This window comes from Haladaptatus salinisoli (assembly GCF_020614375.1).
GTDB lineage: Archaea > Halobacteriota > Halobacteria > Halobacteriales > Haladaptataceae > Haladaptatus > Haladaptatus salinisoli.
Map to the genome: position 1 here is coordinate 161,305 of NZ_CP085333.1, position 14,030 is coordinate 175,334.

At 53.0% G+C, this 14,030-nt stretch carries 14 protein-coding genes; 8 read left to right on the forward strand and 6 right to left on the reverse strand.

All coding sequences use genetic code 11. The annotated features are described in order from the left end of the window. The first annotated feature begins 24 nt into the window (after positions 1-24). The 4 genes from LIX00_RS24995 to LIX00_RS25010 all read left to right on the forward strand — a co-directional run bounded on the left by LIX00_RS24995 (position 25) and on the right by LIX00_RS25010 (position 3,342). Positions 25-1,131 carry an MBL fold metallo-hydrolase gene (locus LIX00_RS24995; RefSeq protein WP_227357650.1) on the forward strand — a complete coding sequence of 369 codons (1,107 nt, stop codon included), beginning with the start codon at positions 25-27 and terminating at the stop codon, positions 1,129-1,131. Between the two features lie 8 nt (positions 1,132-1,139). After that, positions 1,140-2,435: an MFS transporter gene (locus tag LIX00_RS25000; protein WP_227357651.1), complete on the forward strand. Its 1,296-nt coding sequence runs from the start codon at positions 1,140-1,142 to the stop codon at positions 2,433-2,435. 130 nt (positions 2,436-2,565) lie between these two features. Further along, a complete protein-coding gene (locus LIX00_RS25005; protein ID WP_227357652.1) occupies positions 2,566-2,919 on the forward strand; it encodes an aminotransferase class V-fold PLP-dependent enzyme in 354 nt (117 codons plus the stop codon). A gap of 144 nt (positions 2,920-3,063) precedes the next feature. Then, entirely contained in the window at positions 3,064-3,342 is a 279-nt protein-coding gene (locus LIX00_RS25010) for a DUF433 domain-containing protein (protein ID WP_227357653.1), read from the forward strand. A gap of 237 nt (positions 3,343-3,579) precedes the next feature. On the opposite strand, the gene LIX00_RS25015 is transcribed toward LIX00_RS25010, so the two are convergent. The 3 genes from LIX00_RS25015 to LIX00_RS25025 all read right to left on the reverse strand — a co-directional run bounded on the left by LIX00_RS25015 (position 3,580) and on the right by LIX00_RS25025 (position 6,663). After that, a complete protein-coding gene (locus LIX00_RS25015) occupies positions 3,580-3,840 on the reverse strand; it encodes an ATP-binding protein (protein WP_227357654.1) in 261 nt (86 codons plus the stop codon). An 811-nt stretch (positions 3,841-4,651) separates the two neighbouring features. Continuing rightward, on the reverse strand, positions 4,652-4,954 hold the full coding sequence (locus tag LIX00_RS25020; protein ID WP_227357655.1) for an SWIM zinc finger family protein: 303 nt from the start codon (positions 4,952-4,954) through the stop codon (positions 4,652-4,654). A gap of 776 nt (positions 4,955-5,730) precedes the next feature. Beyond that, entirely contained in the window at positions 5,731-6,663 is a 933-nt protein-coding gene (locus LIX00_RS25025) for a lamin tail domain-containing protein (protein ID WP_227357656.1), read from the reverse strand. 297 nt (positions 6,664-6,960) lie between these two features. On the opposite strand from LIX00_RS25025, the gene LIX00_RS25030 reads away from it, so the two are divergent. The 4 genes from LIX00_RS25030 to LIX00_RS25045 all read left to right on the forward strand — a co-directional run bounded on the left by LIX00_RS25030 (position 6,961) and on the right by LIX00_RS25045 (position 10,568). Then, complete coding sequence (locus tag LIX00_RS25030) at positions 6,961-7,560, forward strand: NUDIX hydrolase N-terminal domain-containing protein (protein WP_227357657.1); 600 nt, start codon at positions 6,961-6,963, stop codon at positions 7,558-7,560. Between the two features lie 32 nt (positions 7,561-7,592). Continuing rightward, positions 7,593-8,402, forward strand: a complete 810-nt coding sequence (locus LIX00_RS25035; RefSeq protein ID WP_227357658.1) for a sugar phosphate isomerase/epimerase family protein — start codon at positions 7,593-7,595, stop codon at positions 8,400-8,402. A 214-nt stretch (positions 8,403-8,616) separates the two neighbouring features. Further along, positions 8,617-9,585, forward strand: a complete 969-nt coding sequence (locus LIX00_RS25040; protein WP_227357402.1) for a Gfo/Idh/MocA family protein — start codon at positions 8,617-8,619, stop codon at positions 9,583-9,585. Continuing rightward, positions 9,582-10,568 carry a Gfo/Idh/MocA family protein gene (locus LIX00_RS25045; protein WP_227357403.1) on the forward strand — a complete coding sequence of 329 codons (987 nt, stop codon included), beginning with the start codon at positions 9,582-9,584 and terminating at the stop codon, positions 10,566-10,568. Before LIX00_RS25040 ends, LIX00_RS25045 begins: the two co-directional genes overlap by 4 nt. 28 nt (positions 10,569-10,596) lie before the next feature. Here LIX00_RS25045 and LIX00_RS25050 read toward each other — a convergent pair whose 3' ends face one another. From LIX00_RS25050 to LIX00_RS25060, 3 genes are all read right to left on the reverse strand, one after another. Then, positions 10,597-11,610 carry a Gfo/Idh/MocA family protein gene (locus tag LIX00_RS25050; RefSeq protein WP_227357404.1) on the reverse strand — a complete coding sequence of 338 codons (1,014 nt, stop codon included), beginning with the start codon at positions 11,608-11,610 and terminating at the stop codon, positions 10,597-10,599. Beyond that, positions 11,607-12,605 (reverse strand): Gfo/Idh/MocA family protein, encoded by a 999-nt coding sequence (locus LIX00_RS25055; protein ID WP_227357405.1) that lies wholly within the window; start codon positions 12,603-12,605, stop codon positions 11,607-11,609. Before LIX00_RS25055 ends, LIX00_RS25050 begins: the two co-directional genes overlap by 4 nt. Before the next feature lie 103 nt (positions 12,606-12,708). Then, positions 12,709-13,986, reverse strand: coding sequence for a Cdc6/Cdc18 family protein (locus tag LIX00_RS25060; protein WP_227357406.1), 1,278 nt, complete (start codon positions 13,984-13,986; stop codon positions 12,709-12,711). Positions 13,987-14,030: the final 44 nt, after the last annotated feature.

Below are 14,030 nucleotides of genomic sequence, written 5' to 3' on the forward strand. Positions count from 1 at the left end.
GATGTCGAAGCTACCTAGTAGGTGATGGCAGAACTCGCCCCAGAGGATCTTGCGGACCGATTGGAGGACGGTGACAGTCAACCCCTTATTCTCGATATTCGGCACGAAGATGAGTTCGAGAGCTGGCATATCCCGGACAGCGTCAATATCGATGTCTACGACACATTAAAAGAATCACCCGAGCAAGCACAATCGGCACTCGAAACACTACCACAAGATAAAGAGATCGTTACCGTCTGCGCAGCGGGAGCAGTCTCCGACACAGCGACGACTGTACTCACCGATCTCGGATATGAGGCGTCGACCCTTGAGGAGGGCATGCGTGGTTGGAGTCGTGTCCATCTCGCGGCAGAACTTCCAACCACTGGCCCTGAGCAGCTTCTTCAGGTGGCACGACCGGGAACCGGATGTCTTTCGTACGTTCTCATCGATGACGGCGAAGCAGTTGTCGTCGATCCAAGCCAGTACACACAGAACTATCTCGACCTAATTGATGCCCACGGAGCAACGCTAACGGCGGTTCTCGAAACACACGCTCATGCCGATCATATCTCCGGCGCACAGGAACTCGCTGAGACTCACGACATCCCTCACTACCTCCACCGTGCCGATGCTGGTGCTCTCACGTCGATCACCACACTCACTGATGGGCAGGTGCTCTCCATCGGCTCATTCGAGATTGAGGCCATCCATACGCCTGGCCATACGGAAGGAAGCGTTACGTTCAACGTGGATGGGGAGACCCTCCTAACCGGTGATACACTCTTCCTCGAAAGCGTCGGTCGCCCTGACCTTGAGGGTGGAAACGAGGAAGCCATCCGTGGACGTACACAAACGCTATTCAACAGTCTGCAGCGGATCCTCGGCCAGTCAGACGACCTCTTGGTTCTCCCCGCCCACGATCCAGGTGCGCCCGAGCCACCGACGACCGCCTCTCTTCACGACGTCCGTGAGCATAACGAGGTCTTGGAATACGATCAGGAGGGATTTGTTGAAGCGATCACTGCAAATATCCCTGAGACACCGCCCAACCATGAACAGATCAAACGTGTGAACACCGGAAAAGAGAACGTCGAGGACGAAGAGGCTCGGCAACTCGAACTCGGCCCGAATCAGTGTGCAGCAAACTAACGAGAGCGATGGCACTAGAAAATTCATCCAAATATACGCAGGGCATTCGTGAGCACCTTTCGCAGTTTTCCCTCCACGTTGTACTCGTATTTGCGACGGGACTGACCATTGGATCCGAACGTGCGGTCGTGCCTATCTTGGGCCGTGACGTTCTCGGTGTCAAGTCGCTCTTCGTCATTGGTTCGTTCGTCGTTTCCTTTGGAATTGTGAAATCGCTGATCAACCTCTATGCTGGCAAATGGGGCGAAGAGTATGGTCGTAAGCCCGTGCTCATCCTGGGATGGGCGACCGCACTCCCGTTGCCGGTCATTTTGATTTTCGCGCCAAACTGGTGGTGGATCACTATCGGGAATATCCTGCTCGGCGTCAATCAGGGACTCACCTGGAGTATGGCAGTGAACGCGAAAATTGATCTTGCAGGGCCAGATCAGCGTGGTCTCGCCGTCGGCATTGATGAGGCGTTCGGGTACACTGGTCTTGCGGTCGGTGCGTGGATTACCGGCGCGATCGCCGCTCAGACGAGCCTTCGCCCACAGCCGTTCTACTTCCTCGCTGTCGTAGTGGTGCTGGCATTTCTCATCTCGATCACCCTCGTCAAGGAGACGGTTCAGTACGCACTGGCAGAGGGTGACGAGGACCATCACGACGCGAATTTGCCGTTCAACGAAGTGCTGAAGCGAGCGACCTATGGTGATCGAACATTATTTGCGGCTGCACAGGCGGGTCACATAGAGAATTTCGTTGATACGTTGTTCTGGATTGGTGTCCCGCTCTACCTCACGAGTCAAGGGTTGGGTATCGCGGCTGTTGGTGTTGTCGTTGGCGTCCACAGTGCGATGTATTTCCTCCAAATCGGGACTGGAGGGCTTGCAGATCGAATCGGTCGGCGACCGCCAGTGATTGCGGGCATGTTTGTGGCTGGTATCGGTGTCTTAGGGATGACAGTCGTCGACGGATATCTTCTGTGGGCGGTAATGGCGGGTATTTCGGGCGTTGGAATGGCGTTGCTCTATCCGAATCTGATGACGGTTCCGGGAGATGCGGCACATCCAACGTGGCGTGCGTCTGGCATGGGTGTTTACCGGATGTGGCGTGACTCTGGCTATGCCGTCGGAGCGATTCTGATTGGGCTTGCGATGCAATTCGTGAACATCGAAGCTGCCTTCTATATGACCGGGGTGTTAATGTTCGTCTCCGGCGGCCTTGTGTACCTCTGGATGGAAGAGACGCACCCCGACTTCGGAACGCACGAACCGCCTGCGCCAGCAACTGATGTACCTGATCAACTCGTTACCGAGGACTAGGCGTAGCTGTCTACTACGCAAAGGATCTTCGCATGTCCTAATGTAGTACAGTTGCGACAGGTCGAGACGACAACGAGACTACGTATCGTAAGCAATCGAACGATCCCACTCCACCGAACATATGATCTACATGGATCACGCAGCAACGACGTATACTTCCACTCGAATACCCGTTAAGTCGGCGGGGAAAATCCACGTCGACATAGACGACCTCAGCTTGGATCTGGTGAGTTTGAGCGCCCACAAGTTCTACGGCCCGAACGGCGTGGGCGCACTCTACGCCCGCGACGGCGTCGAATTAGAATCACTTATCCACGGCGGTGGGCAGGAACGCGGCCTTCGCAGCGGCACCAAGAACGTTGCCGGTCTCGTCGGGATGGGGAAAGCCGCCGACCTCGCGATGGTGGTGTGTAGTGCACTTCCGCCTTGTGCAACATGGAGCAGTGAGACACATGGCTCCAACCCATCCACTCTTCTTGGGTGAGTGTATTCTCACCTGAACTGATAAGCGGAAATGGATTCAGCTGGGTCGCCGCCCTCGGGGAAGCACGAAATTTGTTCGGAGAGGACTGAACTGGATGGCATCGGGGAACATCTTTACACGATGGGCCACCTATCTAGCGGTGTGATGACCCAGAGATCCGCCCGGATCGTCCGGGAGCTGCACGATGAACCTCACATCGAGGGCAGCCGTCTCACCGTCCGATACATCAAAGAGCGCGTCGAAGGGCTTAGTCTGGACCCTCAGACCGTTGCCGATCGTCACAATCTCGACGTGGCCGACGTGTACCACGCCCTCGCGTACTACTACGACCACCCCAAGGAGATGCTAAAGGTCGAGCAGCGCCGTCAGGCGCGCATTGAGGAGAGTGCCGAGACGGCAATTACTGGCCCGGAGGATCTGTGAGGGGTTTCCTCTGTGTGCTTTCGTGTCCTCCTTGACGAGAACGTTGAGCGGCAAGCAATGCAGATGCTGACCAAGATGGGTCACGACATCGAGATGGTCGTCGATGTCGACTCACTTTGTAGAGTATCGACAAGCGTCTGAAACGCCGAGAGGACGGTGTCACTCGACGTAACGAGGTACGGAAATTCGTCGAGAGCGATCAGTCGCTTGCTGTCAGCGAGTGTTTCGCCAAGATAGTCAGCTACGTCGTGCCAGTCGTCGAGCCGTGGCACTCGCTCGTCGCGGTAGACTGCGGAGTTCGTCGGCGAGTTTCTCCTGCTGGACTTTTGCGGAGTCCTGTGTGGCGAGATGATACAGATGCTCTTTCCCGTTACAGAATGCTTTGATGAGTTCGGTTTTTCCGACGCGCCGCCGACCATAGATGATGACGAGACTGAAGTAATCGCGCTCATATTCGGTGTGGAGTACGTCGAGTTCGTCGTCTCGGTCGTAGAACATTCGTACGATAATGCTCACTACGATAATGACTTAGTTGTTTTCACCAATTCTGGTTCTCTCTGTCTTGACTGTCTCCAATCGTGGGCCGAGAGCGATGGTTCGTTAGATGCCTGTTCTTCAGATCACCGTTTAGCGGCCAACATCTCTCAACTGATGTTTCGGTGCTTCTCATGCGTATTCGATGGTGAATGGGCGTTGTTCTTCGGTCAGTTTTCCTTCGACTACTATATTAGGCAGTAGAAGAGCCGTCAGCCTCTTCGATACGCAGCAACCTGCCGCAATCGCCACAGCATTACTCGTCGAGCTGCGTGACTACCATTGAGCGGCGATAGCGCGGGAGTCACCTACCGCATTCAGTGCAGACCACCTATCAGTTCGGCGTCTTAAACCGCTCGCAGTAGTAGTGTCAAGCGCGTCGGTCCAACGGTCGAACGTTCGGCCGTGGTCAGCGTCGCCGAACTTATGGAACTGCCAGGCGTGAATGAGTTTGTACCGGACGATGGAACTGAATTGCTCCCACCCGTGTTTTGCGTAGGCCTTCCAGGTCAACGCAATCCCAATCTTGTCCGTTGTAGGGTCCTACTTCGTGACGCCTGCTTGCTGTTGTGCTCTGTGTGAGATCATCCAGTCGATCGTTTCGACCGGCAGATCAGAGGAATACTCGGTGGTGACGTCGGCCGCGTGCTGTTGTGTTCGGTCGAGGAGGGCTGTTGGTGTCTCGATTATCGGTCGAAGTATCCGCACTTTCCGTCAACGTTCGCTGGTCGGTGATGTCCGAAAACGTCGATTGGCGTGACATAGATAAAAAATACTAGAGCGGTGGTTCGTTCGGCAGTTCCGCCAATCCTGTTTGCATGCACGGCCAGCACGGGAAGCCACCGAGGCCGTCACAGTCGCAGCCTTCAGAGTCGACATCGTCTTTGTCCTTGGATGAGAAGACGTCGAGTGTTCCGTCGTCAGTTACGTTTTCGACGCCCGCCATGTGTTTGCAGAACGTGCTTAGGTGACCGTGGTGCGGGCAAGTGCAAGCCATCGCGTCATCGGTCACGTCGTCCAGCGTGACGACGTATTGCTGCTCAGCGGGGTTGTCGTGGCTCTCGTTGGTGACTTCCACTATTCCAGAGGGATCGGTGTTGAAGGAGAAGTCATCTACTGGAGATAGATTACAGGAAAAGCTCTTATATGGCAAGAATAGTAGTCTCTGCTGTTGGTACTGGGTTTAGCTTACAAGATTCGTTGGGCGGCCCAAATGATAACGGCAGCAATAATGAGCATGACGCCGATCCCTGACGTTGCTGGTTCTGGGAAAATAAAGAGAATAATACCAGCGAGAAGCAGTAGTCCTACGAGTCCGAGGCCAGCTATGTTACTGTTGCGCACCATAGTTACCATATTTTGCCGGTAAAGATATGCATTTTGGCAGAGTGTTGAAGTATTGTCCAAATCTCACGGCGATACGCAAGTCAGAATTTCCTACAGCGACCGCTCAGTGGGTGGCGGATACGCTCGAGGTTGAGCGGTCGTCTGCGCATCGACGGCTTGAGGGGGTTACAGGAGGATGGGAAGGTTGAGCGAGGAAATTGAGTCTGCGAGTTGTTATCTGGTGGATTTCGGAGGAATAGAGCAATAGATACCCTCCGAGAATTTTATACTGACTAGTTTCGATTGACTCCGAGCGAAGGTAGCATCGTGGTGGCGAATTGCTGCCAGTATTGTGAGTGCTCCATAGAGTGATGCCGCCATGTCTGATAGACTCGTACTTTACACTGGAAGTGATGGTGTTTCGGTCACTTCTGCATAGATAAGTGGAAGTGGACCATCCCGGGGGTGACTCAAAAAAAGATGCATGAACGCTATCCACCAACTCCACTAAAAACGAAATCGGCCTACTCAGCAGTCTTCTTTGTCGCCAGTACCCGACTTTTCACCACTCGAACTCCCGTCTTCATCCGACGAGCCACTGGATTTCCCGCCGTCATTTGGTGTGGTCGTCGTGTTGTCACCACTAGAGTCTGAATCGCTACTACTATTGTCGCCTTCGGATGTTGTCGGTGATGGTTTCCCCGGCTCTCCATCGTCGTCGACTATCTCGTTTTTCACGATAGGGAAACAATTACTGGGACCGTCTACGGCCCACATGCGCAACTCTACCCTCCCGTATGTATTTACGAGAACCTCGAACGTGGTTTCACTATTTGCATCGACGGTCACCGTCCCTTGTCCGACGGTCGTCACTACATTACTATACCCAAGTTTGAGGGCTTTGTCTTCATGATTCGTGACGCGGAAAGTCGCAAAAGTTTCTTCGTCGGGGTCGGTTGTCCCGACAGCTTCAATTTCAATGTTGGGACAGTCTTTGTCAGATTCTTCCTCAGTCGTTGTTGTTTCTTCTGGGGTTGTCGTCTTTGTCACAGGAGCATCCTCGCTCGTCGCAACTTCCTCACCTTCCGGCGTAAGAAGTGCAACAACGTCTGAGCCGTCATTTCGGAGGACACTTCTCTTGTAATCAAGCGTCTCATCGGCATTGGGCACGTCTTCGGCACCGGTCGCAACTGTCAACGTCCCACCAGCAGGAATCGTCACGTTTTCACCGAGTGCTTTCCGCTGATCGGTACCGTCGTTCTCATACTCAAACGCAACCGTGTAGCCAGAGACGTCAACATCCTCACTTCCGTTATTCGCGAAGACGACGTATTCACCTTCGTAGTTGACCTCTTTCACTTCGATGTTGGTGTCTGCTTGGCCGAATACTTGTGTCGCACCGAAACCGACTGTTGCTACTGCCCCAAGTCCCACCAGGACATTCCGTCGTGTGTTGTTCATGGTACCACCAATCCAACATCTGCATGATGGTAAATACTTTCTGTATTTGATCTATGAGGGAGTGGTCAATAAATGCGGATGATTGCGATGTGTCCCAGTTTCGGTGACGCAACCAATTCGAAACCGTCCTCACATCAATCCTCTAGTGCTTGCATACATAGACCCCCAGTCCACGACGGACAATCTCGTGCTCCCCCGGTTATCTTCCTTGAAGCGATCTTATCGAACAGTCGCCGTAGGTGGGATATCCAGTAACCCTAACCCATCTGAATACGAATCGACTTTCGAAACCAAATCATGAATCTCATGCGCCTCCTCGACGAATTGCGTATTCTCAGTCAGAATGGGGTAGAGTATGCCGATAACCCGTACGACAAAGAACGCTATGAACGGATACTTACGCTAACGAGTCTGTACTATGGAAAGGCGCTCTCGCTTCCCCCTGCTGAAGTTCGCAATCGGTTTGCCGCTGAACTTGGACATATCACGCCAAAAGTGGGAGCAGAAGCAGCGATATTTAATTCTGCAGGAGATATCCTGTTGATGCAACGCGCTGACGACGGCACGTGGTGTCTGCCCTGTGGATGGGTTGATCCAAACGAGTCGCCTGCTGCCACTGCAATTCGAGAGACCAAAGAGGAGACGGGCCTCAACGTTGATGTGATCACATTAGTTGATGTATACTTCCATGCTCCAAGTGCCAAATTTGGTCCACACGGCCGCATCGACATCCTTTATTACTGCTCAATCGTCGACGGATCGCTCAGACTATCTCATGAAGGTGAAGCTCTCGAATACTGGAACATAGACGATGTTCCTGTCTGGCACAAACAGCATGAAACGTATGCGCGGGACGCCGAGCATGCATGGAGCGAGGATACTTGCCCTGAAAAGTAAGGCTTTACGCTTGTTTCTACATAATATGTTTCTTGACGTTTGAATGGCGGAATGACTATGTTAATGGCTCACATCTCTTCGGTGAAATGGTTCGACCGGCGATTCAACTATACACTCTCCGTGATCTCGAGGAACCGCTGACAGAAACACTCCATCGGATTGCCGATAAAGGATACGAAGGCGTTGAATTCGCTGGATTAAGCGACGAGTCGCCCGAAGCTATCGCCAACGCGCTTGACGACACTGATCTCAGACCTGTCGGTGCTCACGTCGGCCTCGACATACTTCAGACCGACTATGAGGAAACAGTTGAGTCATACCAAACCTTGGATTGTGAACGTATTATTATCCCCTCCTACGGCGAGGATGGCTTCACTTCCGAATCTGCGGTTTCAGAAGCTGCAAGCCGACTTCTAACGCTTTCAGACAGCCTCATTGACGAGGGCTTCGAAGTACACTATCACAACCATACTTATGAGTTCACAGAGTTAGCAGGTGATTTTGACACCGCATATGACGCGTTTGCCGCACAGACAGACGATCGACTCGGTCTTGAGTTCGACGTTGGACTTGCGCGTCATGGCGATGTCGATCCAACATTGTACCTTGACCGCTATTCCGATCGGATCTCGCTGATTCACCTGACTGATACGATCCCTGGTAAGGACAACTCACTCCATGTCAACCTCGGTGAAGGCGTTGTCGACCTCAATGCATGTGTTCGTGCAGCCGTCAGCGCCGACGCAGAGTGGCTCATTTATGAAAATGGTCTTACAACTAATCCAATTGCCACACTCACCTCAAGCATGACTCGTATTCAGGAACTGCTCAACACCGCCTGATATCTATATTATCTGGATTATAGGCGTAAAAGCCCCCTCGTTAACGGGGGATACAGTGCCATCATTGTCTTACTTGCGCGAGACTACCGTCTTGCAGGCCCACAGAATCGATAAAGCAGTTACCCACCCAATAGAGACGTTACTCCTTGAGCGACTGACTTGCACTGGGTGCGAGTTCACAATACTTATCCCAAGTGCTATAAGACGTATCCCTATGTCTCGCATCGTCACGGTTGGAAGGAGGGCGGCGGTGCAAGCGCATGTTGAACGCTACAAACGGTTCGGCGAAATGACCGTCTGTGGAGCTGTCGGACCTGCCGATGAATCACTTGACGATCTCGACGTACCAGTCTACGATTCACTAGCCCACGCGCTTTGCGACGACGTAGATGGGGTGGACATCTGCGGACCGGGCGCAGCCTACGACAACATGATCAATGCAGCTCGTGATGCGGGGATTCCAATTCGCTGTGATCCGCCATTCGCGCTTGATGAGACACAGTTCGATCGACTTGTCTCAGGAGCGTCGAACGAGAACGGATGGTTGATGGCGCACTCCCCCCACCGCTTCTCACGGCTGTACAGCCAACTTCGGTCAGACGTTGAAGCAGGTGCTATTGGAACAATTGGCGTTGCCAGAATCAAACGAACCGCACCCTTTGGCGGTCTCGGATGGAACACTTCGTATGACGGTGTCGCGGCCGCTACCGACCATGTGGAGGCGCTTTGCTCTGTTCTCGCTCATGATATTGACGTTCTTGATTGGACATTCGGTACTGTTGGGCGTGTCTTCGCTCGGGCTCGCTTTAGCGAACGATACGACCATGCACATGCTGTGCTCACATTCCAAGACGGTGGACGAGCGACCATCGAAACGACCTGGAGCAAGGAAGAAACTCCTTCACCACGCGTCAGTGTCGAGTATAGCGGCAATCACGGGCGTCTCAGTTTCAATGAGCGTGATGCATCAACTGCACTCCAAGAAAAGTCAAAGCCACTAAACGTAGATCCGCCGGAAAACGACTGTCGGGGTCGATTGCTGCGCGAGTTCATCACCCATATTCAGAACAGTGAAAAGCCCCCATTAGATATTACTCCGATCAATGCCTCGCAAGTCACAATCGCTGTACGCCAGTCTGTCGACGAGCAGGTACCGATTACAATCGCTGAGGAATCGTTATGACCGTTCCCATTGGTATTTGTTCGACCGCCCACGTTAACGCAGAGGTGTACGCAGCGCTTCTATCAAAATTACCAGAAGTCGACCTTGTTGGAATCTCCGAGCAGACGGCTGATCAAGCGCGTAAACGAGCGAACGCCGTCGGTACATCGGCGATGTCGCATCGTGAACTGATGCAGATAGCCGAAGGGGTAGTTATCTGCTCGACAACTACTGCTCACGACGAGTTAATCGACCTTGCACTTCAGCATAATGTTGCTTTTCTTTTAGAAAAACCAATCGCAACATCACTAGCGGAAGCGAAGTCAATACACAAGCGGTGCGCCGAAAGCGACGTCATCACGGGAATGGCAATGCCGCTTCGTTATAGTCACCCGATGCGGCAACTCAAAGAGCGATACGAAGCAGGATCAGTCGGCGAACTCGTCGCAGTCTCGGGAGTAAACCGCGGTCGGATGCCGGGTGGATGGTTTGTTGATCCTGAACTGGCTGGTGGTGGAGCCATTGCCGACCACACAGATCATATCGTCGATATTGTGCGGTGGATTACCGGTGAGGAGGTTCAAGAGGTGTACGCCGAAACGGATACCCGATTCTACGATCTTCCGGTTGAAGACGTGAATTTGTTGTCGATGACGCTCTCAAACGGCGCCTCATTCTTCCTCGATGGGTCGTGGAGCACGCCACAGAAGGACTCATTTTGGGGTGATGGTAGGGTCGAACTCGTAGGGACAAAATCAACGTTTTCGGCGGACTGCTTCGGTTACCGGTATACACGCGTCAAAGATACCGCTCACGGAAAGCACAATGAATCCATTTACTGGGGCGCTGACCCGAACAACGCCTTGTTACGAAATTTCGTCATGTCTATTCGTGGAGAGTCCGCCCCTGCAACGACCCTCGAAGATGCTGTGCAGACTGCTGCAGTTATTGATGCTGCGTACGAGTCAGTCGAACAGGGCCAACCAGTTACAGTCAAATATTAATCAATTTCCCGATATCATAGAAATTCTATCAGCTTGTTGGAGCGGTGGTTTCGGCTGTTTCGACGGCGACAGATTCGGTTCGTTCCGCGGACTCATAAGCCGCTTCGACGACAGCAACGTCGTTGACGGCGTCTGCGCCCGTTTTAAGTGGTGGCCGATTCTCCGCAACGGCGTTGACAAAGTCGGCGACAAGCCCCTCGTCAGGATTTGACCCCCAGTACACCGACTGAATCCCAGGGGCACCAGTATCACGTGTTTGTTTTATTTTTTGGTCGAAGCAGTCAATGGAGACAACCCCTTCTGTACCAACAAGTCGAAGCGTCGCGTCCCCCCAGAAATCCCATTCGTTGGGTTTGCTCCACGACCCGTCGAGGACAAACTCCGTTCCGTCGGTGAGTGTCATCGATAGGAGGTTCACATCCTCGACAGAAATGTCGTGGAATCGAGTATCTGTTTCTGCGTATATTTCTTGGACCTCTTCACCAGTAATCCACCGCACAATATCGAGGATGTGTACTGAGTGGTCCATCACTGCGCCACCGCCAGACGCTTCGCTGTCGACGAACCATCCACCAGGCATTTGTCCGCGATTCGTTCCACTGAGGAATTTCAGCTCTCCAAGCACACCATTTTCCATTGCCGTTTTTGCGTTCCGGACTGGTTGGCTGAAGCGAAGTGGCATCGCCACACCAAGGTTGATATCTGCTTTTTGACAGATATTGACCATTTTCTGCGCTTCGGTAACTGTCGGTGCTAATGGTTTCTCGCAGAGAACATCAACGCCAGCGTCAGCAGCGCGTTCAACCCACGCGGCGTGATCAGTGTTCGTCGAACAGACGATGACGCCGTCTGCCTCGGCAAGCAACTCGTCAGGGTCGAGGTAATCGACGCCGTACTCATCAGCTTTTGCACGTGTGTTGTCGATGTGGTCACCGACATCTGTAACGCCGACAAACTCGGCGTTTGACCGATCAGTTAGCGAGGCGGCATAGGAGTCAGCATGAAGATGCGCGGTCGAACAAATACCGATTCGTACAGTCATGCGCCCACCTCCATAGGTGAGACAGGTTCACCGCGTTCGCTTGACTCGATAGCCGCGAGAGCGATTCTGACCGCTTGACGCGCATCATCGGGTGAGATATTTGGGTCGTATCCGTTCTCAGCACAGTCAATGAAGTGTTCGAGTTCCTTCGTGTACGGACTCTTTGCCAGCGGACTGACAGGGGCATTCGTTCCCTTTGCGCCACCAGAGATACGGACTGCATTCTCATCTCGTGCGTCGAACTCTAACAAGCCCTCGTCTCCGGCGAATTCATAGCTGGTAATAAAGGGTGATCCTTCTGGGTAACCCCATGACGCCTCAACATGAGCAGCCGTTCCATCTTCAAAGCGCAATAGCACCGAAGAATGCTCATTCAGGTGGCCATCGTCCCACTCAACTGTGCGGGCGAACACGTGATCAACCTCCCCAACGACCCAGCGAAGATAGTCGAAGTCATGAATTGCCATGTCAAGTAGTACGCCTCCACTCTGTTCTTTGTCACTGAACCATGAGTTAGTGCCATATCGCGGTGGCGATGAGAGGCGTTCGGTGTGTAGTGTACCTACTGTACCGACTTCACCGGCGTCGATACGTCGTTTCGCCTCAACATACTCGGGAAAGTATCGAAGCACATGGCCGGTCATAAAGGTGATGTTAGTATTGCCCACTATGTCGACGATTGCGTCCGCGTCTTCTGCAGTGCGAGCAAGTGGTTTTTCACAGAACGTATTCAGTTCGTGCTCGACGGCCGCTTCGACGAATGGTCGGTGCGTCGGCGTCGGAGTACAAATATCAACGGCCGTGATGTCGGCTTCGGCCATCATCTTCTCAGCATCGTTGTAGACGTCGGCATCCGCTGTGTTTTCCGCCGCGAAGGTCTCTCGGTCATCATCAAGCGATGCGACCGCAACCACCTCGGCATCCGCGATTTCTTGGTAACTGGTAGCGTGAGTCATGGCCATAAAGCCACTACCCACTAACCCAATTCGTTGCATTCAGCTCTAACGTGCGGAACTATCAGTATTAAAACTTCCCCAGCAAGGAATCGTGTATAAACAACTATAGGTCGGGTGATCCGTTGAACCCTCGCTGTATCCTTTAGATATTCGACCAAGTAGTTGTAGTCGTACCCGACGTAATGCCGATCCGAGCAAACCGGTCGCTATTCTCAAACGCTGAACGGATAACCGATGGGTCTTCAAGGAGGCGATGCCGGAGATAGCTCCCACGGGCCCGTCCACCACCTGTCCGAGTGATTTCGAGCACTTCAAGGAACTCCCACTCTCGCAGGAGGTCGTGGATGCGCCGCTTCGAGAGCGTCTCTAAGCCCGACTCGGCGCAGATATCCTCGTAGGCAGCATACACCTCTGGTGTTTTAAACGTCCGCGTCTTCTCGACAAGTGCTAACGAGACGACTGCGAGTAGCGTCGCTTTTTGCTGAACCGTCGATCCAGCGAGGAGTGCGTTGACTCGGTCACGCTCGGCTAAGTTGTTGGCGCTGTGTACGTGCTGGATAGTGATTTTGTCTGCTTCGTTCATCGTGGCAAGTTCACCAGCGTGGCGAAGCAGGTTAATCGCCTTTCGCGCGTCACCGTGCTCGTCTGCAGCGAGAGCTGCACACTCCGATACCACGTCGTCGGAGAGGACACCGCTGTTGAAGGCGTTTGACCGACTTCGAATTATCGTACGGAGAGCGTCGCGGTCATACGGTGTGAAGATGATTTCGCGCTCTTGGAGGCTACTTTTGACACGCTCTTCGAGCCGATTCCGATATTTGATTTTATTGCTGATGCCGATAATGCCAACTGAACAGCGCTCAAGTTTGTTGGCTTCAGTCGCACGCGATAGCTGCATAAGGAAGTCCGTTCCCTCTAGCCGGTCGAGTTCGTCGAGCACGATAAGCACGGCGTCAAAGCGTGCATCGAGAGCTTCCCAGAGAAGGCTGTAATAGCGCGAGCGTCCAAGTCCAGTTTTAGGAACGACGAATCCAGTCACTTCTGAGTCATTCAGTCCTCGTACTGTTGCTCTAATCGCACGAGTCTCGGTATTCTCTTGGGAACAGTCGACGATAACGCGGCCCACCGAGACATTGTTTTCCGCCGCTTCGACGAGTCGACGCGTCGTGTATCGGGCACACAGTGACTTACCGGTGCCTGTTTTCCCGTATAAAAAAACATTGCTTGGTGCTTCCCCGATGATAGCAGGATTGAGGGAGCTTGCCAGACGGCGAATCTCCTCATTGCGAGCAACAATGTGGTCAGGACCAGGGACATACCCGACATCGAGAAACTGTTTCTTTGAGAAGACGTGATCCTGTACGCTAAATGTATCTCCAAGAGCGCTTGCGTTTTCGATTGGTTCGTTGGTCCCTGTCATACTTTGATGGTACATAGACATCCATGATAAAGTTTGACAAAACA

What these genes read in the sequence shown, in the direction of transcription:
- LIX00_RS24995 (WP_227357650.1), top strand. Translation starts at nt 25, where the DNA reads ATGGCAGAACTCGCCCCAGAGGATCTTGCGGACCGATTGGAGGACGGT.
- LIX00_RS25000 (WP_227357651.1), top strand. Translation starts at nt 1,140, where the DNA reads ATGGCACTAGAAAATTCATCCAAATATACGCAGGGCATTCGTGAGCAC.
- LIX00_RS25005 (WP_227357652.1), top strand. Translation starts at nt 2,566, where the DNA reads ATGGATCACGCAGCAACGACGTATACTTCCACTCGAATACCCGTTAAG.
- LIX00_RS25010 (WP_227357653.1), top strand. Translation starts at nt 3,064, where the DNA reads ATGACCCAGAGATCCGCCCGGATCGTCCGGGAGCTGCACGATGAACCT.
- LIX00_RS25015 (WP_227357654.1), bottom strand. Translation starts at nt 3,840, where the DNA reads ATGTTCTACGACCGAGACGACGAACTCGACGTACTCCACACCGAATAT.
- LIX00_RS25025 (WP_227357656.1), bottom strand. Translation starts at nt 6,663, where the DNA reads ATGAACAACACACGACGGAATGTCCTGGTGGGACTTGGGGCAGTAGCA.
- LIX00_RS25030 (WP_227357657.1), top strand. Translation starts at nt 6,961, where the DNA reads ATGAATCTCATGCGCCTCCTCGACGAATTGCGTATTCTCAGTCAGAAT.
- LIX00_RS25040 (WP_227357402.1), top strand. Translation starts at nt 8,617, where the DNA reads ATGTCTCGCATCGTCACGGTTGGAAGGAGGGCGGCGGTGCAAGCGCAT.
- LIX00_RS25045 (WP_227357403.1), top strand. Translation starts at nt 9,582, where the DNA reads ATGACCGTTCCCATTGGTATTTGTTCGACCGCCCACGTTAACGCAGAG.
- LIX00_RS25050 (WP_227357404.1), bottom strand. Translation starts at nt 11,610, where the DNA reads ATGACTGTACGAATCGGTATTTGTTCGACCGCGCATCTTCATGCTGAC.
- LIX00_RS25055 (WP_227357405.1), bottom strand. Translation starts at nt 12,605, where the DNA reads ATGCAACGAATTGGGTTAGTGGGTAGTGGCTTTATGGCCATGACTCAC.
- LIX00_RS25060 (WP_227357406.1), bottom strand. Translation starts at nt 13,986, where the DNA reads ATGACAGGGACCAACGAACCAATCGAAAACGCAAGCGCTCTTGGAGAT.